This window comes from Streptomyces typhae (assembly GCF_009755605.1).
GTDB classification, from domain to species: domain Bacteria; phylum Actinomycetota; class Actinomycetes; order Streptomycetales; family Streptomycetaceae; genus Streptomyces; species Streptomyces typhae.
Map to the genome: position 1 here is coordinate 732768 of NZ_WPNZ01000001.1, position 21735 is coordinate 754502.

Genomic DNA, 21735 nt, shown 5'->3' on the forward strand with positions numbered 1-21735 from the left:
CCCCTCGGGACCCTTCGTTCCCCCTCGGGACCCTCAGGCCCCTCCGTCCCCCCTGGGGACCCTCGGGTCCCCAGGCTCCTCAGGCCCCGTACGCCGCGGCCACGTGCCCCGCGAGCCGCGGTGACGCGAACTCCGTACCGCACACGAACCGCATCAGCGGGCCGTACGACGATCCGGCCAGCATGCCCGTGAAGTACAGGCCGGGCACCGAAGAGGCGTAGCCCGCGCCCAGCTTGGGCGTGCCGCGGCTGACGGCGAGCCGGGCGCGCAGGGCGTGACCGAGGAAGCTGAGGGCGGCGAGGTCGACGCGGTACCCCGTCGCGGCGACGACGTGGTCGGCGGCGAGTATCTGAGGGCGGCGGCCCAGGGTCTCGACGGTGAGGACCGGGCGGCCCCCGCGCGTCTCGGCCGTGACGACGCGCCGCACCTCGCGGGTCTCGACCTTCCCCTCGTACCGCTCCTGGAGCCACCAGGCCCCGAGCGGGCCGAGGACGCGGCGGGTGAGGAAGTGCCGGGCCGCGGTGGGCAGATGGCGGTAGCCCTGGACGTGATAGCTCAGCACGTACAGCGACCAGGCGCGGCCGAAGGGCGACTCCGGGCGCAGCCTGGGCTGTTTCCACGGCGGCTCGCCGAACGCCACGGAGCCCCGGCCCCGGGCGACGATCCGCACGCGTGCGCCGGCCTCCGCGGCGAGCACCGCGGTCTCCAGGGCGGACTGTCCCGCGCCGACGACGAGCAGTTCGCAGCCCGCGTACCGGGTGAGGTCGTGGTGCTGCGCGCTGTGCGACATGGGGCCCGCGGGCGAGGGCCCGTCCGGCACGGCCGCGGCCAGCTCGGCCGGCAGCCGTTCCAGGCCGGACAGGCCGGTGGCGACGACGACGGCGCGGGCCGTGAACTGCTCCCCGGAGTCCAGCTTCAGCTCGAACCCCCCGCCGGGACGCTGGTCGACGGACACCACCCGCACCTGCTCCAGGTCGGGTACGAGCTTCTCCTGGAACCACTGCCCGTACCCGACGAACGTCTCGACCGGAATGATGTCCTCGTCCGTGATCAGCCGCGGCAGGCCCGCGGCGGCGCAGTAGTCGACGAGAGTGTGGCCGGGCTGCGGCGCGTCGATGTTCGACGCCACGGGCGTCGACTTCAGAAGCATGCCCGCGGGCATGTGCTCCCGCCAGCTCACCATGGGCTCACCGAACACCCGCACCGGCAGGCCCCGGGCCCGCAGGTGCGCGGCGGTGGACAGGCCGTACGGCCCTGCCCCTATGACAGCTATGGGACTGCTGACGGCCGTTGGCCGGTTCGGTTGATGCACGAAGTCCCTCCCCAGGACGTCGTGTGCGCCGTGCCGTCGCACGCCGCACCGTCACTTCGTGGTCGTGCCGCCGCGGCGGCTGGTCCGCCACAGCTGGATCAGATGCCTGGCGCCCGGCCGGACGAACCGCGCGAGCATGGTGAAGAACGGCATCATGTCGTCCCTGGCGAGCCAGGCGAGTTCCGTGCCCGTGGCGCGGGCCGGGGCGTGCGGGGTCACATAGCCGCTGCGCCGGTAGGCGAGATACGCGGGCAGGTCTATGTTCTCCACGACGTACCGGTGGCCCGCGCGCTGTTCGCCCTCGGGGACGTCGCGACCGGTCAGATGCAGATGCATCGCACGGACGACGTCGATTCCCGCCTCGCTCTCGAAGAGGCGGAACTGGGCTCCCACGCGGGGGTTGAAGTCGAGCAGTTTGTACTGGCCGTCGCGGCGGTCGAAGCGCAGGTCCAGGTCGATGATGCCGGTGAAGCCGATCTCTTTGACGAAACGTGCGGCGAGGTCGGCGAGTTCCGGGTTGTCGACCACGTACGCGTTCGCCGTCATGCCCGCGTGCGGTGGCCAGGAACGGACCTTCACACCGGTGAAGAGGGCCAGCGGGGCGGAGTTCTCGTCGAAGTAGGCGTGGACGACCCAGTCCTCCGCCTGCTCCCGCGGCAGATACTCCTGAAGGATCACGCCGGGCCGCTCACCCCAGTCGCGGGCCAGTTCCAGGAGCCCTTCGCGCGTGTTGATACGCGTGGTGCCGGCGACCGCGGGCCGTTCGCGGCGCTGGAACGCCTCCCGGTTCTTGGCCACGACCGGGAACCTCGCCGTGAAGGCGAACTTCTCCACCTCGTTCCGGCTCTGCGGGCACACCGAATCGGGCGAGGCGAGGCCGTGCTCCGCGCACAGTTCGTGCAGGCCCTGCTTGCTGGCGAGACGGCGCGGCAGCGCGGGCGCGACCCGCGGGAACAAGAACCCGCCGAAATCCGCGCCCGCGAGCTCCTCCTGGTGCTCGGCGATCAGCACCGCCGCTTCCTCGTCCGTCGGTATCAGCACGGTCGGCCTGCCGATCCGCCGACCGATCCGCAGCAGTCCCGCCACCAGGCGCGCGGGCTCCTCGGTGCCCGTGGTCGGCCACGGGAACGCCCGCGTCAGATAGCGCGACGCCGCCGCCGGGGTGTGCCGGTCCTCCGTGATGGCACACATGGGGACGCCGAGGCGCCCCAGGCTGCGGATCGCTCCGACGCCGCCGTGGTGCAGTGGATAGTCGCCGAACTTCACTATGAGTCCGGGTACTCCGCGGTCCGGGCCCAAGCCCGCGCCACCCCTGGAACCGGTCACGGATCCCCCCAGGCGTCCCCTGCGAATCGACCCGGACCACCCCCTGTCCGCGTCCCCCCATGGAAGCTAGGCAGGAATGGGCAGTTCCACTCGCACTTTATCCGGACATTACGAACTCTTTAGACACTGCCCGAACCGCGGCTTCCCACGTAACGTGTGGGGCACTCAGATTGGAAAGCGAGGCAGGCACGCATGTCCGAGCAGAACCCGCTCGACCTCCCCGAGGGTGACCCCTTCGGCCCGCACAATCTTCCCTACGGAGTCTTCACCCCGGCGGGGCCCGGGGCCTCGGACGCCCCCGCGCAGGGGTCCGCCCGCTCGGACGGGTCCGCCACCTCGGACGGGTCCGCCACCTCGGACGGCCGCCGGGTCGGTGTCCGGCTCGGCTCGTACGTCCTCGACGCGGGAGCGGCCGCCGCGGCCCTCGGCTCGCCCTATGCCTCGCTGCTCGCCCAGCCCACCCTGGGCCCGCTGCTCGCCGCGGGACGCCGCACCTGGAGCGACGTCCGCCGCGCCCTCACCGCCTGGGTGACCGTCCCCGCGCACCGCGACATCGTCCGCCCGCTGCTCCACCCCCTGTCCGACGTCACCCTGCACCTGCCGTTCGAGGTCGCCGACTACGTCGACTTCTACGCCTCCGAGCACCACGCGTCGAACCTCGGCCGCATGTTCCGCCCGGACGCGCCCACCCCGCTCACCCCCAACTGGAAGCACCTGCCCATCGGTTACCACGGCCGCTCCGGCACCGTCGTGGTCTCCGGCACGGACGTGGTGCGCCCCACCGGTCAGCGCAAGACGCCCGCGGACACCGCGCCCGTCTTCGGCCCCTCGATCAAGCTCGACATCGAGGCGGAGGTCGGCTTCGTCGTCGGCGCCCCGTCCACGCTCGGCACCCCCGTGCCGCTCGCCGACTTCCGTGAGCACGTCTTCGGTCTCTGCCTCCTCAACGACTGGTCGGCCCGCGACCTCCAGGCCTGGGAGTACGTCCCGCTCGGCCCGTTCCTCGGCAAGTCCTTCGCCACCTCCGTCTCGGCCTGGATCACCCCGCTGGAGGCCCTGGACGCCGCCCGCGTCACCCCGCCCGAGCGCACCGAGCCCCTGCTGCCCTACCTGGACGACACCGCAGCCACCACCGCCTCCGGCTCCGGCTCCGGCTCCGGCTCCGGCGCCAGCGACTCCGCGGGGCCCGCCGGGTCCGTCGTGGACGAGCCCGGTGGCTACGACCTCCGCATCACCGTGGCCCTCAACGGCCACGTCATCTCCGAGCCCCCCTTCTCCACCGTCTACTGGACCGCCGCGCAGCAGCTCGCCCACATGACCGTCAACGGCGCCTCCCTGCGCACCGGCGACCTGTACGGCTCCGGCACCGTGAGCGGCCCCTCCCCCGACCAGTTCGGCTCCCTCATCGAGCTCACCTGGAACGGGCGCGACCCCCTGGAACTCCCCGACGGCAAGCGGACGTTCCTCGAGGACGGCGACGTCGTCACGATGACGGCCTGGGCCCCCGGGCCCGACGGCACCCGCGTGGGCCTCGGCGAGGTCACAGGACGCATCGCCCCGGCGACGGGCTGAGGCGCCCCGGGAGGGCCTCGCGGGGGGCGACCCCGCGAGGCCTACGCGCCCGCCTCCGCAAGCACCTCCAGCACACCCTCCCCGTACGTCGCCAGCTTCTTCTCGCCGACCCCGCCGATCCCTCCGAGCTCTCCCACCGAAGCGGGCCGCACCGTCGCGATCTCCCGCAGCGTCGCGTCGTGGAAGATGACGTAGGCCGGAACTCCCTGTTCCCGTGCCTGCGCGGCCCGCCAGGCCCGCAGCGCCTCGAACACCGGCACGGCCTCCTCGGGCAGCTCCGCCACCGCCGCCGCGGCCCGCGCCTTGCGCTCGCCCTTCGCGGCGGACCGCGCGACCGCCGCCTTCTTGGGCTCCTTGCGCAGCGGCACCTCGCGCTGTCTGCCGAGCACGGAGCCGCTCGCCTCGGTGAGCACCAGCGTGCCGTACTCACCCTCGACGGCGAGGAGGCCCTGGGCCAGCAACTGCCGGACCACGCCCCGCCACTCGCCCTCGGCAAGATCCTCGCCGATGCCGAAGACCGAGAGCTGGTCGTGGTCGAACTGGATGATCTTGGCGGTTCTGCGGCCGAGCAGGATGTCGATGATCTGGCCGGCGCCGAACTTCTGGCCACGCTCCCGCTGCAGCCGCACGATCGTCGACAGGACCTTCTGGGCGGCCACCGTGCCGTCCCAGGTCTCCGGCGGGGTGAGGCAGGTGTCGCAGTTGCCGCAGGAGCCGGCCGTGGGGTCCTGGCCGAAGTAGGTCAGGAGCTGGGCGCGGCGGCACTGGACGGTCTCACAGAGCGCCAGCATCGCGTCCAGGTGGGAGGCGGCCCGGCGCCGGAACGCCTCGTCGCCCTCGCTGCCCTGGATCAGCTTGCGCTGCTGGACGACGTCTTGAAGGCCGTACGCCATCCAGGCCGTGGAGGGCATGCCGTCGCGGCCGGCGCGGCCCGTCTCCTGGTAGTACCCCTCCACCGACTTGGGCAGGTCGAGGTGGGCGACGAAGCGGACGTCCGGCTTGTCGATGCCCATGCCGAAGGCGATCGTGGCGACCACCACGAGGCCGTCCTCCCGCAGGAACCGCGACTGGTGCAGCGCGCGCGTCCCGCTGTCGAGCCCCGCGTGGTACGGCACCGCCTCGATGCCCTGGGCGCAGAGGAACTCGGCGGTGCGCTCCACGGCGTTGCGCGAGAGGCAGTAGACGATGCCCGCGTCGCCCTCGTGCTCCTCCTTCAGGAAGGTCAGGAGCTGCTTCTTCGGCTCCGCCTTCGGCACGATGCGGTACTGGATGTTCGGCCGGTCGAAGCTCGCCACGAACTGCTTGGCGTCCGGCATGGCCAGGCGCTGGGTGATCTCGCGGTGCGTGGCTTCGGTCGCCGTCGCCGTCAGCGCGATGCGCGGCACGTCCGGCCAGCGCTCGCCGAGGACGGACAGGGTCAGGTAGTCGGGCCGGAAGTCGTGCCCCCACTGCGCCACGCAGTGTGCCTCGTCGATGGCGAAGACGGAGATCCTGGCCCGCGAGAGCAGGTCGAGCGTGGTGCCGAGGCGCAGCCGCTCCGGTGCCAGATAGAGCACGTCGAGCTCGCCCGCGAGCAGCTCGGCCTCCACGACCCGGCGCTCGTCGAAGTCCTGCGTGGAGTTCATGAACCCGGCGCGCACGCCGAGTGCCCGCAGGGCGTCGACCTGGTCCTGCATCAGGGCGATGAGGGGCGAGACCACGACGCCCGTACCCGGCCTGACCAGGGCGGGGATCTGATAGCAGAGGGACTTGCCGCCGCCGGTGGGCATGAGGACCACGGCGTCGCCGCCGGAGACCACATGGTCGATGATCGCTTCCTGCTCACCGCGGAACGAGTCGTACCCGAACACGCGGTGCAGGGTCTCCTGGGCGCTGCCGCCGGACGCGGCGACGCCCGGGGCCGCCGGCCCGCCCGAGCCCGCGGCCGAGGACGCCTGGCCGCTCAGGAACGGGTCCTCGCCCGCGAACGGATCCTCTTCCCCGAACGGCTCGTCGAACGGGTCCTCGTAAGGGTCCGCGAACGGACGCGCGCCCTCTTCCATGTCAGTCATGCCACCGATCCCATGCCTCGCCCAGCCCCGTACGTCACGCCTCGACCACCGCGTGCTTCCACCACTGCGTCCACGATAGGGGTCGGCGCCGACAGCCCTCGAAGTTATCCACAGGCTCGCCCCGGCGGTGTGACAAATGCGCCATCTTGGCCCCGGGCACGGGCGCGGGTTCCGGACGCGCCACCGCCCGGCACCCCGGGGAGCCGGGGTGCCGGGCGGCACCGTGCGCGGACAGGACCGGCGGGGCTCTGGCCCCGGGCCGACGCCCTGCCTACCGGACGAAGACTCCGGCGTCTCCCGCCAGGTCGAGGAAGTACTGCGGCGCCACACCGAGCACCAGCGTCACCGCGACCCCGATCCCGATCGCCGTCATGGTCAGCGGCGACGGCACGGCGACCGTCGGGCCGTCCGTCTTCGGCTCGCTGAAGAACATCAGGACGATCACGCGGATGTAGAAGAACGCGGCGATCGCGGACGAGATCACGCCGACGACGACCAGGGCACCGGCCCCGCCGTCCGCCGCCGCCTTGAAGACGGCGAACTTTCCGGAGAACCCGGAGGTCAGCGGGATGCCCGCGAAGGCGAGCAGGAAGACGGCGAACACCGCGGCGACCAGCGGGGAGCGGCGGCCGAGCCCCGCCCACTTGGACAGGTGCGTCGCCTCGCCGCCCGCGTCCCGTACCAGCGTGACCACCGCGAACGCGCCGATCGTCACGAACGAGTACGCGGCCAGGTAGAACAGCACCGACGAGATGCCCTCCTCCGTGGTCGCGATGACACCGGCGAGGATGAAGCCCGCGTGCGCGATCGAGGAGTAGGCGAGGAGCCGCTTGATGTCGGTCTGGGTGATGGCGACGATCGCGCCGCCCAGCATCGTGATCACGGCGACGCCCATCATCACCGGCCGCCAGTCCCAGCGCAGGCCCGGCAGCACCACGTACAGGAGCCGGAGCAGCGCGCCGAACGCGGCCACCTTCGTCGCCGCCGCCATGAAGCCCGTGACCGGCGTGGGCGCGCCCTGGTAGACGTCGGGCGTCCACATGTGGAACGGCACCGCGCCCACCTTGAAGAGCAGACCCATGACGATCATGGCGCCGCCGATCAGGAGCAGCGCGTCGTTGCCCATCGTGCCCGCGAGGGCCGGGTCGACGGTGGTGACCGTGCCGTCGACGACCTTCGCGACCGTGCCGTACGACACCGAGCCCGCGTAGCCGTAGATCAGCGCGATGCCGAACAGCGTGAACGCGGAGGCGAAGGCGCCGAGGAGGAAGTACTTCACGGCCGCTTCCTGCGACATGAGCCGCTTGCGGCGGGCCAGGGCGCACAGCAGGTACAGCGGCAGGGAGAAGACTTCCAGGGCGATGAAGAGGGTCAGCAGGTCGTTCGCCGCGGGGAAGACCAGCATGCCGCCGATGGCGAAAAGGGCCAGCGGGAACACCTCGGTGGTGGTGAACCCGGCCTTGGTGGCGGCCTGTTCGCCCGCGCTTCCGGGTACGGAACCGGCCTGCGCGACGAAGGAGTCGACGCGGTTGCCGTGCGCCACCGGGTCGAGCCTGCGCTCCGCGAAGGTGAAGATCGCGACGAGGCCCGCGAGCAGAATGGTGCCCTGGAGGAAGAGGGCGGGGCCGTCGACCGCGATCGCGCCCATCGCCGCGATCCTCGCCTTCGTGGTGCCGTAGTCGCCGGCCGCGAGGGCGACGACCGCGGCGAAGGCGGCGGCGAGGGCGACGACGGACACGAAGAGCTGGACGTAGTAGCGGAACTTGCGCGGCACGAAGGCTTCGATGAGCACTCCGAGGACGGCCGCGCCGATGATGATCAGGGTCGGCGCGAGCTGGCCGTACTCGATCTTCGGCGCGTCGATCTTGTCGATCGGATCGGCCGCCGTTGTCCACAGGCTGTGGACGGCTGTCGCACTCACTTGACGGCCTCCACCTCGGGCTGGGGGTCCTTCTTCTGGACGTCGGACATGGTGTGCTTGACCGCCGGGTTCACCAGCTCGGTCACCGGCTTCGGGTAGACGCCGAGGACGATCAGGAGCGCGATCAGCGGGGCCACCACGGCCAGTTCGCGCACCTTCAGGTCGGGCATCGCCGCGACCTCGGGCTTCACGGGGCCTGTCATCGTCCGCTGGTAGAGGACGAGGGTGTAGAGCGCGGCGAGCACGATGCCGAAGGTCGCGATGATCCCGACCGCCGGATAGCGCGCGAACGTGCCCACCAGGACCAGGAACTCACTCACGAACGGTGCGAGCCCCGGCAGCGACAGGGTGGCGAGACCGCCGATCAGGAAGGTGCCCGCGAGCACCGGAGCCACCTTCTGCACGCCTCCGTAGTCCGCGATCAGACGCGAGCCGCGGCGCGAGATGAGGAAGCCGGCGACCAGCATCAGGGCGGCCGTGGAGATGCCGTGGTTGACCATGTAGAGCGTGGCGCCGGACTGGCCCTGGGACGTCATCGCGAAGATGCCGAGGATGATGAACCCGAAGTGCGAGATCGACGCGTACGCCACCAGGCGCTTGATGTCCCGCTGGCCGACGGCGAGCAGCGCGCCGTAGACGATGCTGATCAGCGCGAGCACCAGGATCGCCGGTGTCGCCCACTTGCTCGCCTCGGGGAAGAGCCCGAGGCAGAAGCGCAGCATCGCGAACGTACCGACCTTGTCGACCACCGCTGTGATCAGCACGGCGACCGGGGCGGTGGCCTCGCCCATCGCGTTCGGCAGCCACGTGTGCAGCGGCCACAGCGGCGCCTTCACCGCGAAGGCGAAGAAGAAGCCGAGGAACAGCCAGCGCTCGGTGTTGGTCGCCATGTCCAGCGAACCGTTGGCGCGCGCCTCGGCGATCTCCTGGAGCGAGAAGTTCCCGGCGACCACGTAGAGCCCGATCACCGCGGCCAGCATGATGAGGCCGCCGACCAGGTTGTAGAGCAGGAACTTCACCGCCGCGTACGAGCGCTGCGCGGAGGCGTTCTCGTCGCTGCCCGTGTGGGCGCGGTCTCCGAAGCCGCCGATGAGGAAGTACATCGGGATGAGCATGGCTTCGAAGAAGATGTAGAAGAGGAAGACGTCGGTGGCCTCGAAGGAGATGATCACCATCGCTTCGACGGCCAGGATGAGGGCGAAGAAGCCTTGTGTGGGCCGCCAGCGCGACGACTTCGTCTCCAGGGGATCGGCGTCGTGCCATCCCGCCAGGATGATGAAGGGGATCAGCAGTGCGGTGAGCGCGATCAGGGCGACGCCGATGCCGTCGACCCCGAGTTCGTACCGCACCCCGAAGTCCGCGATCCAGGAGCGCGACTCGGTCAGTTGGTAGCGGTCGCCGTCCGGGTCGAACCGGACGGCCACCACGACGGCCAGCGCGAGTGTGGCCAGCGAGAAGAGCAGCGCGAGCCACTTGGCGGCGGTTCGCCGGGCGGCCGGGACGGCTGCCGTGGCGATCGCGCCGACCGCGGGGAGCGCGGCCGTCGCTGTCAGGAGAGGAAAGGACATCGGTATCAGACCGCCCTCATCAGCAGCGTCGCGACGATGAGGACCGCCGCGCCGCCGAACATCGAGACCGCGTAACTGCGTGCGTAGCCGTTCTGCAGCTTCCGCAGCCGCCCGGAGAGCCCGCCGACCGAGGCCGCCGTGCCGTTGACGACGCCGTCCACCAAAGTGTGGTCGACGTAGACCAGGGAGCGCGTGAGGTGCTCGCCGCCGCGCACCAGGACCACGTGGTTGAAGTCGTCCTGGAGCAGGTCCTTGCGGGCCGCGCGGGTCAGCAGGGAGCCGCGCGGGGCGACGACCGGCACCGGGCGGCGGCCGTACTGGAACCAGGCCAGGGTCACACCGACTACCAGGACCACCATGGTGGCGCCCGTGACCGTGGCGGCGCTCAGCGGGGAGTCGCCGTGGTCGTGGTGCGTGACGGGCTCCAGCCAGTGCATGAAGCGGTCGCCGATGCTGAAGAAGCCACCCGCGAACACCGATCCGACGGCGAGCAGGATCATCGGAATCGTCATGGACCTCGGCGACTCGTGCGGATGCGGCGCGTTGCCGTCCGCGTCGGGCTGCCAGCGCTTCTCCCCGAAGAAGGTCAGGAGCATCACGCGCGTCATGTAGTACGCCGTGATGGCCGCGCCGAGGAGCGCCACCGAGCCGAGGATCCAGCCCTCCGTGCCGCCCTTGGCGAACGCCGCCTCGATGATCTTGTCCTTGGAGAAGAAGCCGGAAAGACCCGGGAAGCCGATGATCGCGAGATAGCCGAGCCCGAAGGTCACGAACGTCACCGGCATGTACTTCCTGAGGCCGCCGTACTTGCGCATGTCGACCTCGTCGTTCATGCCGTGCATGACCGAACCGGCGCCGAGGAACAGTCCGGCCTTGAAGAAGCCGTGCGTCACCAGGTGCATGATCGCGAAGACGTAGCCGATCGGGCCCAGGCCCGCGGCCAGGATCATGTAGCCGATCTGCGACATCGTCGAACCGGCGAGCGCCTTCTTGATGTCGTCCTTCGCGCAACCGACGATCGCACCGAAGAGGAGCGTCACGGCGCCCACCACGGTGACGGCGAGCTGTGCGTCGGGGGCGGCGTTGAAGATCTCCCCGGAGCGGACGATGAGATAGACACCGGCGGTGACCATCGTCGCCGCGTGGATGAGGGCCGAGACCGGGGTCGGGCCCTCCATCGCGTCCCCGAGCCAGGACTGGAGCGGCACCTGGGCGGACTTGCCGCACGCCGCGAGCAGCAGCATCAGGCCGATCGCCGTGAGCTTGCCCTCGCTCGTCTCACCGGTCGACTCCAGGACGGGCCCGAAGGCGAACGTCCCGAAGGTGGTGAACATCAGCATGATGGCGATGGAAAGGCCCATGTCGCCGACGCGGTTGACCAGGAAGGCCTTCTTGGCCGCGGTGGCCGCGCTGGGCTTGTGCTGCCAGAAGCCGATCAGGAGGTACGAGGCGAGACCGACGCCCTCCCAGCCGACGTACAGGAGGAGGTAGTTGTCGGCGAGGACCAGGAGCAGCATCGCCGCGAGGAACAGGTTCAGATAGCCGAAGAAGCGGCGGCGGCGCTCGTCGTGCTCCATGTACCCGATCGAGTACAGGTGGATGAGCGTGCCGACGCCGGAGATCAGCAGGACGAACGTCATCGACAGCTGGTCGAGCTGGAAGGCGACGTCCGCCTGGAAGCCCTCGACGGGGATCCAGCTGAACAGGTGCTGGTGCAGGGAGCGCTCCTCGGCGCCCTTGCCCAGCATGTCGGTGAAGAGGACCAGGCCGATCACGAAGGACAGGGCCGAGAGCAGCGTGCCGATCCAGTGCCCCACCCGGTCCAGGCGCCGGCCGCCGCACAGCAGGACGGCCGCTCCGAGCAGAGGCGCCGCGACCAGCAGCGCGATCAAGTTCTCTGTGTTCACGGTGCTAACGACCCCTTACAGCTTCATCAGGCTGGCGTCGTCGACCGAGGCCGAGTGACGGGAGCGGAACAGCGACACGATGATCGCGAGCCCGACCACGACTTCGGCGGCGGCGACGACCATCGTGAAGAAGGCGATGATCTGGCCGTCCAGATTGCCGTGCAGCCGGGAGAACGCGACGAAGGCCAGGTTGCAGGCGTTCAGCATCAGCTCGATGCACATGAAGACGACGATCGCGTTCCGCCTGATCAGTACGCCGGTGGCGCCGATCGCGAACAGCAGGGCCGCCAGATACAGGTAGTTGACCGGATTCACTTCGACGCCTCCTCGGTCTGCTCGCCCGCGACGGCGGCGGCGCGCTCGGCCGCCGGGTCGCCGTCGCCGTTCCGGCCGGGGTCCGTGCGCCGCAGGTCCGGGCGCTCCAGACGGTCCGTGGCGCGCTGTTCCAGGGCCCGCAGGTCGTTCAGCGCCTCGGTGGACACGTCGCGGATCTGGCCGCGCTCGCGCAGGGTCCTGCTGACCGTGAGCTCCGACGGCGTGCCGTCGGGGAGCAGGCCCGCGATGTCGACCGCGTTGTGCCTGGCGTACACGCCCGGGGCGGGCAGCGGCGGCAGGTGCTTGCCCTCGCGCACGCGCTCCTCGGCCAGTTCGCGCTGGGTCTTGGCGCGCTCCGTGCGCTCGCGGTGGGTGAGGACCATCGCGCCGACCGTCGCCGTGATGAGCAGCGCTCCGGTGATCTCGAAGGCGAAGACGTACTTCGTGAAGATGAGGGTCGCGAGGCCCTCCACGTTGCCGTTCTCGTTGGCCTTGGCGAGGCCGTTGAAGTCCTTCAGGGAGGCGTTGCCGATGCCCGCGAACAGCAGGATGGCGAAGCCGAGGCCGCAGAGCAGGGCCAGCCAGCGCTGGCCCTTGATGGTCTCCTTCAGCGAGTCCGCCGCGGTGACGCCGACGAGCATGACCACGAAGAGGAACAGCATCATGATCGCGCCGGTGTACACCACGATCTGCACGATGCCGAGGAAGTAGGCGCCGTTGGCCAGGTAGAACACCGCGAGGATGATCATGGTTCCGGCCAGGCAGAGCGCGCTGTGCACCGCCTTCCGCATCAGGATCGTGCACAGCGCGCCGATCACGGCGACCGTGCCGAGCACCCAGAACTGGAAGGCCTCGCCCGTGGACGTGGTGTAGGCCGCGAGGGCGGTCATACGTCCACCCCCTGCTCGCGGGAGGCCTCGGCCCCTTCTTCGGAGGCGGGCTTCTCTCCCTTGGAGACGGCGGGCTGCGGGACCGTGCCGGGAGCGGCCTCGGTGACCAGGCCGCGGTAGTAGTCGCCCTCGTCCATGCCGGGGTAGATCGCGTGCGGCGCGTCGACCATGCCTTCGTCGAGGCCGGCGAGCAGCTGCTCCTTGGTGTAGATCAGGTTCGCCCGGCTGCTGTCGGCGAGCTCGAACTCGTTCGTCATCGTCAACGCGCGCGTGGGGCACGCCTCGATGCACAGTCCGCAGAAGATGCAGCGGGCGTAGTTGATCTGATAGACGCGGCCGTACCGCTCACCCGGGGAGTACCGCTCCTCCTCCGTGTTGTCCGCGCCTTCCACATAGATGGCGTCCGCGGGACAGGCCCAGGCGCACAGCTCGCAGCCGACGCACTTCTCCAGGCCGTCCGGATGGCGGTTGAGCTGGTGCCTGCCGTGGAAGCGGGGAGCTGTGGTCTTCTGCTGCTCCGGATACTGCTCGGTCAGCCGCTTCTTGAACATGGCCTTGAAGGTCACGCCGAAGCCCGCGACGGGGTTCTGGAACCCCTGATCCGACTGGTTCGACTGCTGCGGGTCGGCCGCCTGCTGCTGCTCGGGCGGCTGCGAGCGCTCGGGCCGGTCCGGCATGTTCGGCTGCTCAGCCATCGGACGCCTCCTTTCCGTCACTTTGAGTATCGGGCCCACCACTGACAATCAACTCCCGCTCGTGCCGGGGGCGTCGGCGCGGCACGGGCGGCAGGGTCTGTCCGGGCAGCGGCGGCACCGGGAAACCACCGGCCATCGGGTCGAAGGCGGCGTCCTCGGCGGGCGGTTCGGCCGCGGCCGCGTCCTTCTCACGCTTGTCGCGGAAGATGTCCACGAGCACGGAGAGCAACAACAGGGCGAGTACACCGCCGCCTACGTAGAGCGCGATCTCGCTGAAGTCGTAGTCCTCGTTGCGCAGTGCCCGGACGGTGGCGACGAGCATCAGCCAGACCACGGACACGGGGATGAGGACCTTCCAGCCGAGCTTCATCAGCTGGTCGTAGCGCACGCGTGGCAGGGTGCCGCGCAGCCAGATGAAGAAGAACAGCAGCAACTGCACCTTGAGGGTGAACCACGCCATCGGCCACCAGCCGTGGTTCGCGCCCTCCCAGAAGGTGCTCACCGGCCACGGTGCCCGCCAGCCGCCCAGGAACAGCGTCACGGAGACGGCCGAGACGGTGACCATGTTGACGTACTCGGCGAGCATGAACATCGCGAACTTGATCGACGAGTACTCGGTGTTGAAGCCGCCGACGAGGTCGCCCTCGGACTCCGGCATGTCGAACGGCGCACGGTTGGTCTCACCGATCATCGTCACGATGTAGATGAGGAACGACACCGGGAGCAGCAGGACGTACCAGCGCCCTTCCTGCGCCTCGACGATGCGCGACGTCGACATCGACCCGGAGTAGAGGAACACCGAGGCGAACGCGGCGCCCATGGCGATCTCGTACGAGATCATCTGCGCGCACGAGCGCAGTCCGCCGAGCAGCGGGTAGGTCGAGCCGGAGCTCCAGCCCGCGAGGACGATGCCGTAGATGCCGACGGAGGCGACCGCGAGGATGTAGAGCATCGCGATCGGCAGGTCGGTGAGCTGCATCGTGGTGCGGTGCCCGAAGATCGAGATCTCGTTGCCCGCGGGACCGAAGGGGATCACCGCGATCGCCATGAAGGCCGGGATGGCGGCGACGATCGGTGCGAGGACGTAGACGACCTTGTCCGCGCGCTTGACGATCACGTCTTCCTTGAGCATCAGCTTCATGCCGTCCGCGAGGGACTGGAGCATGCCCCAGGGGCCGTGCCGGTTGGGGCCGATGCGCAGCTGCATCCAGGCGACGACCTTGCGCTCCCACACGATGGAGAACAGCACGGTGAGCATCAGGAACGCGAAGCAGAAGACGGCCTTGACGACGACGAGCCACCAGGGGTCCCTGCCGAACATCGACAGGTCCTCGGCCGCCAGGGGCACCGCGGTCTGCGCGGTGTGCACTGCCTGGAGCATCACGACGTCACCTCCGTGGCCCCCGCGGGCTCCGGCAGGACGGCCGGGCCGATGCGGACGAGGTCGCCGGGGCGGGCGCCGGTGTCCGACGTGACGCCTCCCCCGGACGAGTTCAGGGGGAGCCAGACCACCCGGTCGGGCATCCGCGTGACGAGCAGCGGCAGCGTCACCGCGCCCGCGAGCCCGGTGACGGCGAGCAGGTCGCCGTCCTTGACGCCCGCCTCGGCCGCGGTGGCCGCGGAGAGCCGGGCCACCGCCGCGTGCCGCGTCCCGGCGAGCGCGTCGTCGCCCTCCTGGAGACGGCCTTGATCGAGCAGCAGCCGGTGGCCCGCGAGGACGGCCTCACCTGCGGCGGGCCGTTGCGGCTGGGCTCCGGTCTCCAGGGGCTCCGTCGCGTGCGGGCCGTCCCAGCCGCCGAGCCGGTCCAGTTCGCGCCGGATCGTCAGGAGGTCCGGCAGGCCGAGGTGGATGTCGCCCGCGTCGGCCAGCATGTGCAGGACGCGGGCGTCGGTCGGGGCGAGCCTGCGGGTCATCTGGTCCGGCTTGAGGGCCGCCTCGAAAAGCCGGGCCCTGCCTTCCCAGTTGAGGAAGGTGCCCGGCTTCTCGGCGACGGCGGCGACCGGAAGCACCACGTCGGCACGTTCCGTCACCTCGCTCGGCCGCAGCTCCAGGGAGACCAGGAAGCCGACCTCGTCGAGCGCCGCACGCGCGCGTGCCGGGTCGGGCAGGTCGGCGACTTCCACACCGGCTACGAGCAGTGCCCTCAGCTCACCGGTCGCGGCGGCCTCGATGATCTGCCCGGTGTCGCGGCCGTAGCGGTGCGGGAGTTCGGCGACGGACCAGGCGGTGGCGACCTGGTCCCGCGCGCGCGGGTCGGTCGCCGGACGGCCGCCGGGCAGCAGCGACGGCAGCGCGCCGGCCTCGATCGCGGCCCGCTCACCCGCGCGGCGCGGAATCCACACCAGGCGGGCACCGGTCGCGGCAGCGGTCCGTACGACGGCCGTGAGGGCGCCGGGAACGGCCGCGAGCCGCTCACCGACGACGATCACGGCGCCTTCGGAGCGCAGCGCCTCGGCGGCCCGCACACCGTCGTCGACCAGACCGACGTTGGCGGCGAGAGCGTCGAGCCACTCCGTCTCGGTGCCGGGCGCGGCGGCGAGCAGCGTGCCGCCCGCCTTCTCCAGGCCCCGCGTCGCGTACGGCGCGAGCGCGTAGGTGCGCTGGCCCCGCTTGCGCCAGGCCTTGCGGAGCCGCAGGAAGACGCCGGGCGCCTCCTCCTCCGCCTCGATGCCGGCGAGCAGCACGGCGGGCGCCTGCTCAAGGACGGTGTACGTGACGCCGTCGCCGTCGAGGTCACGGCCGCGTCCGGCGACGCGGGCCGCGAGGAAGTCGGCCTCCTCGCTGGAGTGCACGCGCGCGCGGAAGTCGATGTCGTTGGTGTCGAGCGCCACGCGCGCGTACTTGCTGTACGCGTAGGCGTCCTCCAGGGTGAGGCGCCCGCCGGTCAGCACTCCGGCGCGCCCGCGCGCGGCCGCGAGACCCTTGGCCGCCGCCTCCAGGGCCTCGGGCCAGGAGGCGGGCACCAGGTCACCGGAGTCGGCGTCGCGCACCAGCGGCGTGGTGAGCCGGTCCGGCTTCTGCGCGTACCGGAAGCCGAAGCGCCCCTTGTCGCAGATCCACTCCTCGTTGACCTCGGGGTCGTTCTGCGCGAGCCGCCGCATGACCTTGCCGCGCCGGTGGTCCGTACGCGTGGCGCAGCCGCCCGCGCAGTGCTCGCACACCGACGGCGACGACACCAGGTCGAAGGGGCGCGACCGGAAGCGGTACGCCGCCGAGGTGAGCGCGCCCACCGGGCAGATCTGGATGGTGTTGCCGGAGAAGTACGACTCGAAGGGGTCGCCGTCGCCGGTGCCGACCTGCTGGAGCGCCCCGCGCTCCAGGAGCTCGATCATCGGGTCGCCCGCGATCTGGTTGGAGAAGCGGGTGCAGCGCGCGCACAGCACGCACCGCTCGCGGTCGAGCAGCACCTGCGTGGAGATCGGCACCGGCTTCTCGAACGTGCGCTTCTTGCCCTCGAAGCGGGTGTCCGGGTCGCCGACCTGCATCGCCTGGTTCTGCAGCGGGCACTCGCCGCCCTTGTCGCAGACCGGGCAGTCCAGCGGGTGGTTGATGAGGAGCAGCTCCATCACGCCGCGCTGCGACTTCTCCGCGACGGGCGACGTGAGCTGCGACTTCACCACCATGCCGTCCGTGCACGTGATGGTGCAGGAGGCCATCGGCTTGCGCTGGCCCTCGACCTCCACGATGCACTGCCGGCAGGCGCCCGCCGGGTCGAGGAGCGGATGGTCGCAGAAGCGCGGGATCTCGATGCCGAGGAGTTCGGCGGCGCGGATCACCAGGGTGCCCTTGGGGACGCTGATCTCGATGCCGTCGATCGTCAGTGAGACCAGGTCTTCCGGCGGAACCGCCGCCTCCCCGCCTCCGGAGGGAGCGCTACTAGTGGTCACTGTCATGCGTTCACCTCCGTGTGCGTGTCGGTCCTGCCGCCCCGGTCGGCCCAGAGCGTGGACTTGGCGGGGTCGAAGGGGCAGCCCCGGCCGGTGATGTGCTGCTCGTACTCCGTACGGAAGTACTTGAGCGAGGAGAAGATCGGCGAGGCGGCGCCGTCGCCGAGGGCGCAGAAGGACTTGCCGTTGATGTTGTCGGCGATGTCGTTCAGCTTGTCGAGGTCGGACATGACACCCTTGCCGGCCTCGATGTCGCGCAGCAACTGCACGAGCCAGTAGGTCCCTTCGCGGCAGGGCGTGCACTTGCCGCAGGACTCGTGGGCGTAGAACTCGGTCCAGCGGGTCACGGCCCGCACCACGCAGGTCGTCTCGTCGAAGCACTGGAGGGCCTTGGTGCCGAGCATCGATCCGGCGGCGCCCACGCCCTCGTAGTCGAGGGGCACGTCGAGGTGCTCGTCGGTGAACATCGGCGTGGAGGAGCCGCCCGGCGTCCAGAACTTCAGCCGGTGCCCGGCCCGCATGCCGCCGCTCATGTCGAGGAGCTGGCGCAGCGTGATGCCGAGCGGCGCCTCGTACTGCCCCGGCGAGGTCACGTGCCCGCTGAGCGAGTACAGCGTGAAGCCGGGCGACTTCTCGCTCCCCATCGACTTGAACCAGTCTTTTCCGCGATTGAGGATCGCGGGAACCGACGCGATGGATTCGACGTTGTTGACAACAGTGGGGCACGCATAGAGGCCCGCGACCGCAGGGAAAGGGGGACGGAGTCGCGGCTGGCCACGGCGGCCTTCGAGCGAGTCGAGCAGCGCGGTCTCCTCACCGCAGATGTACGCGCCCGCGCCCGCGTGCACGGTGAGTTCCAGGTCGAGTCCGCTGCCCAGACCATGCTTCTGACGATGTTCGGCCTTGCCGAGGAAGCCCGCCGCGTAGGCCTCACGTACGGCCTCGTGCAGCCGTCGCAGCACGGGGACGACTTCGCCACGCAGATAGATGAAGGCATGTTCGGACCTGATCGCGTGACAAGCGATCGCGATCCCCTCGATGAGGGAATGCGGGTTCGCGAAGAGGAGCGGGATGTCCTTGCAGGTCCCTGGCTCCGACTCGTCGGCGTTGACAACTAGATAGTGCGGTTTGCCGTCGCCCTGCGGGATGAACTGCCACTTCATGCCGGTCGGGAAGCCCGCGCCGCCCCGGCCGCGCAGACCCGAGTCCTTCACATAGGCGATCAGGTCGTCGGGTGCCATGGCGAGGGCCTTGCGCAGCCCCTCGTAGCCGTCGTGGCGGCGGTAGGTGTCCAGGGTCCAGGACTTCTCGTCGTCCCAGAAGGCCGAGAGCACCGGCGCGAGGAGCTTCTCCGGGCTGGTCTCGTTGTCGATCTCGGCGGCCAACGTCATCACTCCCCCTCCTCGGCGGACGGACCGGCCGGGTGGGCCGGGTCGGATGCCGAGGTCTGCTGCGGCGCGTCGTGCGAGCTGAGGTGCTCACTGGGCGACGGGTCGTGCGGCTGGCTCCCCTCGGGGCCGCCCGCGCGCGGGTGGACCACGCGTGCGGGCAGTGCCTCGCCCTTGGCCAGGCGCAGCCCGATCAGCGAGGCGGGGCCCGCGCCGCCGCTCGCCTCGACGGCGCCCGCGCGCTCGTCGGGGAAGCCCGCGAGGATCCTGGCCGTCTCCTTGAAGGTGCACAGGGGGGCGCCGCGGGTCGGCTCGACCTGGGTGCCCGCGCGCAGGTCGTCGACGAGGCGCTTGGCGCTGGCCGGCGTCTGGTTGTCGAAGAACTCCCAGTTGACCATCACCACGGGAGCGAAGTCGCAGGCGGCGTTGCACTCGATGTGCTCCAGCGTCACCTTCCCGTCCTCGGTGGTCCCGCCGTTGCCGACGCCCAGGTGCTCCTGGAGCGTCTCGAAGATGGCGTCGCCGCCCATGACGGCGCACAGCGTGTTGGTGCAGACGCCGACCTGGTAGTCGCCGGAGGGCTTGCGGCGGTACATGGTGTAGAAGGTCGCGACCGCCGTCACCTCCGCGGTGGTCAGATCGAGCACGTCCGCGCAGAACTGCATGCCGGTGCGCGTCACGTGGCCCTCCTCCGACTGCACGAGGTGCAGCAGCGGCAGGAGCGCCGAGCGGGAGTCCGGGTAGCGGGCGACGACCTCGCGCGCGTCGGCCTCCAGGCGGGCGCGGACGTCGGCCGGGTAGTCCGGCGGGGGCAGTTGGGGCATGCCCAGGCTGACGCCCTCGGGGGAACTGGTGGTCACCGGTCGACGCCTCCCATCACGGGGTCGATGGACGCGACGGCGACGATGACGTCGGCGACCTGGCCGCCCTCGCACATCGCCGCCATGGCCTGAAGGTTGGTGAAGGACGGGTCGCGGAAGTGGACCCGGTAGGGGCGGGTGCCTCCGTCGGAGACGACATGCACGCCCAGTTCGCCCTTGGGCGACTCCACGGCGGCGTAGGCCTGTCCCGGTGGTACCCGGAAGCCCTCCGTCACCAGCTTGAAGTGGTGGATCAGGGCCTCCATCGAGGTACCCATGATCTTCTTGATGTGGTCGAGCGAGTTGCCGAGGCCGTCGGGGCCGAGGGCCAGCTGGGCGGGCCAGGCGATCTTCTTGTCGGCGACCATGACCGGCCCCGGCTCCAGGCGGTCGAGGCACTGCTCGATGATGCGCAGCGACTGCCGCATCTCCTCCAGGCGGATCAGGAACCGTCCGTAGGAGTCACAGGTGTCGGCCGTGGGGACGTCGAAGTCGTACGTCTCGTAGCCGCAGTAGGGCTGCGCCTTGCGCAGGTCGTGCGGGAGGCCCGCGGAGCGCAGCACCGGGCCGGTCGCGCCGAGGGCCATGCAGCCGGCCAGGTCGAGGTGGCCGACGTCCTGCATACGGGCCTTGAAGATGGGGTTCCCGGTGGCGAGCTTGTCGTACTCCGGGAGGTTCTTGTGCATCTTCTTCACGAACTCGCGGATCTGGTCCACCGCGCCGGGGGGCAGGTCCTGGGCGAGTCCGCCGGGCCGGATGTACGCGTGGTTCATGCGCAGGCCGGTGATCAGCTCGTAGATGTCGAGAATCAGTTCACGATCACGGAAGCCGTAGATCATGATCGTCGTCGCGCCGAGTTCCATGCCGCCGGTGGCGATGCACACCAGGTGCGAGGACATCCGGTTGAGCTCCATCAGGAGCACCCGCAGGATCGTCGCGCGGTCGGGGATCTGGTCCTCGATACCGAGCAGCTTCTCCACGCCCAGGCAGTACGCCGTCTCGTTGAAGAACGGCGTCAGATAGTCCATGCGCGTGACGAAGGTGGTGCCCTGGGTCCAGGTGCGGTACTCCAGGTTCTTCTCGATGCCCGTGTGCAGATAGCCGATGCCGCAGCGGGCCTCGGAGACCGTCTCGCCCTCGATCTCCAGGATGAGCCGGAGCACGCCGTGCGTGGAGGGGTGCTGGGGGCCCATGTTGACGACGATGCGCTCGTCGTCGGCTTTCGCCGCGGACTGGACGACCTCGTCCCAGTCCCCGCCGGTGACCGTGTAGACGGTCCCTTCGGTGGTCTCGCGTGCCGAGGCAGAGGCAGAAGAAGTGCTCATCAGCTGTACGACCTCCGCTGGTCCGGAGCCGGGATCTGGGCGCCCTTGTACTCGACGGGGATGCCGCCGAGGGGGTAGTCCTTGCGCTGCGGGAAGCCCTGCCAGTCGTCCGGCATCATGATCCGCGTGAGAGCCGGGTGGCCGTCGAAGACCAGGCCGAAGAAGTCGTACGTCTCGCGCTCGTGCCAGTCGTTCGTCGGATAGACGGGGACCAGCGAGGGGACGTGCGGGTCGGCGTCCGGGACGCCGACTTCCAGGCGGAGCAGGCGGTTGTGGGTGATCGACCGCAGGTGGTAGACGGCGTGCAGCTCGCGGCCCTTGTCGCCGGGGAAGTGCACGCCGGAGACGCCGGTGCACAGCTCGAAGCGCAGCGCCGGGTCGTCGCGCAGGGTGCGGGCGACCCGGACCAGGTGCTCGCGCGCGATGTGGAAGGTGAGCTCGTCGCGGTCGACGACGGTCTTCTCGATGGCGTTCTCGGGGACGAGTCCCTGCTCTTCCAGGGCCCCTTCGAGTTCGTCGGCGACCTCGTCGAACCAGCCGCCGTAGGGGCGCGCGGAGGCGCCGGGCAGCGTGATGGTGCGGACGAGACCGCCGTAGCCGGAGGTGTCGCCGCCATTGTTGGCGCCGAACATGCCCCTGCGTACGCCGATGACCTCGCCCGAGGTGTCGCGCGGCGACGGCACGCCGGTGCCGTTCAGGTGCTCGCCCCCGCCGCCC

General features: G+C 70.3%; 16 protein-coding genes. 1 reads left to right on the top strand and 15 read right to left on the bottom strand.

The annotated features are described in order from the left end of the window. Nucleotides 1–79 precede the first annotated feature (79 nt). Nucleotides 80–1312, bottom strand: coding sequence for an FAD-dependent oxidoreductase (locus tag GPA10_RS03255; protein ID WP_343040240.1), 1233 nt, complete (start codon nt 1310–1312; stop codon nt 80–82). Between the two features lie 51 nt (nt 1313–1363). Further along, nucleotides 1364–2638 (bottom strand): carboxylate--amine ligase, encoded by a 1275-nt coding sequence (locus GPA10_RS03260; RefSeq protein ID WP_343040241.1) that lies wholly within the window; start codon nt 2636–2638, stop codon nt 1364–1366. A gap of 192 nt (nt 2639–2830) precedes the next feature. Here GPA10_RS03260 and GPA10_RS03265 point away from each other — a divergent pair, with 192 nt between their 5' ends. After that, nucleotides 2831–4210, top strand: coding sequence for a fumarylacetoacetate hydrolase family protein (locus GPA10_RS03265; RefSeq protein WP_157164043.1), 1380 nt, complete (start codon nt 2831–2833; stop codon nt 4208–4210). A 41-nt stretch (nt 4211–4251) separates the two neighbouring features. Here the strand turns inward: GPA10_RS03265 and recQ are convergent, their stop codons facing one another. From recQ to GPA10_RS03330, 13 genes are all read right to left on the bottom strand, one after another. After that, nucleotides 4252–6261, bottom strand: coding sequence for a DNA helicase RecQ (gene recQ / locus GPA10_RS03270; protein WP_157164044.1), 2010 nt, complete (start codon nt 6259–6261; stop codon nt 4252–4254). A gap of 271 nt (nt 6262–6532) precedes the next feature. After that, nucleotides 6533–8182, bottom strand: coding sequence for an NADH-quinone oxidoreductase subunit NuoN (gene nuoN, locus GPA10_RS03275; protein WP_058848051.1), 1650 nt, complete (start codon nt 8180–8182; stop codon nt 6533–6535). Then, nucleotides 8179–9750: an NADH-quinone oxidoreductase subunit M gene (locus tag GPA10_RS03280; protein ID WP_157164045.1), complete on the bottom strand. Its 1572-nt coding sequence runs from the start codon at nt 9748–9750 to the stop codon at nt 8179–8181. The genes nuoN and GPA10_RS03280 overlap by 4 nt, the downstream gene beginning before the upstream one ends. A 5-nt stretch (nt 9751–9755) precedes the next feature. After that, the gene (nuoL, locus tag GPA10_RS03285) at nt 9756–11657 is read right to left on the bottom strand and encodes an NADH-quinone oxidoreductase subunit L (protein ID WP_058848049.1); all 1902 of its coding nucleotides are present in this window, start codon (nt 11655–11657) and stop codon (nt 9756–9758) included. Nucleotides 11658–11672: 15 nt separating this feature from the next. Further along, nucleotides 11673–11972, bottom strand: coding sequence for an NADH-quinone oxidoreductase subunit NuoK (gene nuoK / locus GPA10_RS03290; protein ID WP_016640174.1), 300 nt, complete (start codon nt 11970–11972; stop codon nt 11673–11675). Next, a complete protein-coding gene (locus tag GPA10_RS03295) occupies nt 11969–12862 on the bottom strand; it encodes an NADH-quinone oxidoreductase subunit J (RefSeq protein ID WP_058848047.1) in 894 nt (297 codons plus the stop codon). The genes nuoK and GPA10_RS03295 overlap by 4 nt, the downstream gene beginning before the upstream one ends. Further along, entirely contained in the window at nt 12859–13557 is a 699-nt protein-coding gene (nuoI, locus tag GPA10_RS03300) for an NADH-quinone oxidoreductase subunit NuoI (protein ID WP_157164046.1), read from the bottom strand. The genes GPA10_RS03295 and nuoI overlap by 4 nt, the downstream gene beginning before the upstream one ends. Next, nucleotides 13550–14938, bottom strand: coding sequence for an NADH-quinone oxidoreductase subunit NuoH (gene nuoH, locus GPA10_RS03305; protein WP_157164244.1), 1389 nt, complete (start codon nt 14936–14938; stop codon nt 13550–13552). The genes nuoI and nuoH overlap by 8 nt, the downstream gene beginning before the upstream one ends. Then, nucleotides 14938–17451 (bottom strand): NADH-quinone oxidoreductase subunit G, encoded by a 2514-nt coding sequence (locus GPA10_RS03310; RefSeq protein WP_157164047.1) that lies wholly within the window; start codon nt 17449–17451, stop codon nt 14938–14940. The genes nuoH and GPA10_RS03310 overlap by 1 nt, the downstream gene beginning before the upstream one ends. Beyond that, on the bottom strand, nt 17448–18836 hold the full coding sequence (nuoF, locus tag GPA10_RS03315; protein WP_157164048.1) for an NADH-quinone oxidoreductase subunit NuoF: 1389 nt from the start codon (nt 18834–18836) through the stop codon (nt 17448–17450). Before nuoF ends, GPA10_RS03310 begins: the two co-directional genes overlap by 4 nt. Further along, nucleotides 18836–19693 carry an NADH-quinone oxidoreductase subunit NuoE gene (nuoE, locus tag GPA10_RS03320; protein ID WP_343040242.1) on the bottom strand — a complete coding sequence of 286 codons (858 nt, stop codon included), beginning with the start codon at nt 19691–19693 and terminating at the stop codon, nt 18836–18838. The genes nuoF and nuoE overlap by 1 nt, the downstream gene beginning before the upstream one ends. Continuing rightward, complete coding sequence (locus GPA10_RS03325; RefSeq protein ID WP_058848042.1) at nt 19690–21018, bottom strand: NADH-quinone oxidoreductase subunit D; 1329 nt, start codon at nt 21016–21018, stop codon at nt 19690–19692. The genes nuoE and GPA10_RS03325 overlap by 4 nt, the downstream gene beginning before the upstream one ends. Further along, on the bottom strand, nt 21018–21716 hold the full coding sequence (locus GPA10_RS03330; protein WP_157164246.1) for an NADH-quinone oxidoreductase subunit C: 699 nt from the start codon (nt 21714–21716) through the stop codon (nt 21018–21020). The genes GPA10_RS03325 and GPA10_RS03330 overlap by 1 nt, the downstream gene beginning before the upstream one ends. Nucleotides 21717–21735: the final 19 nt, after the last annotated feature.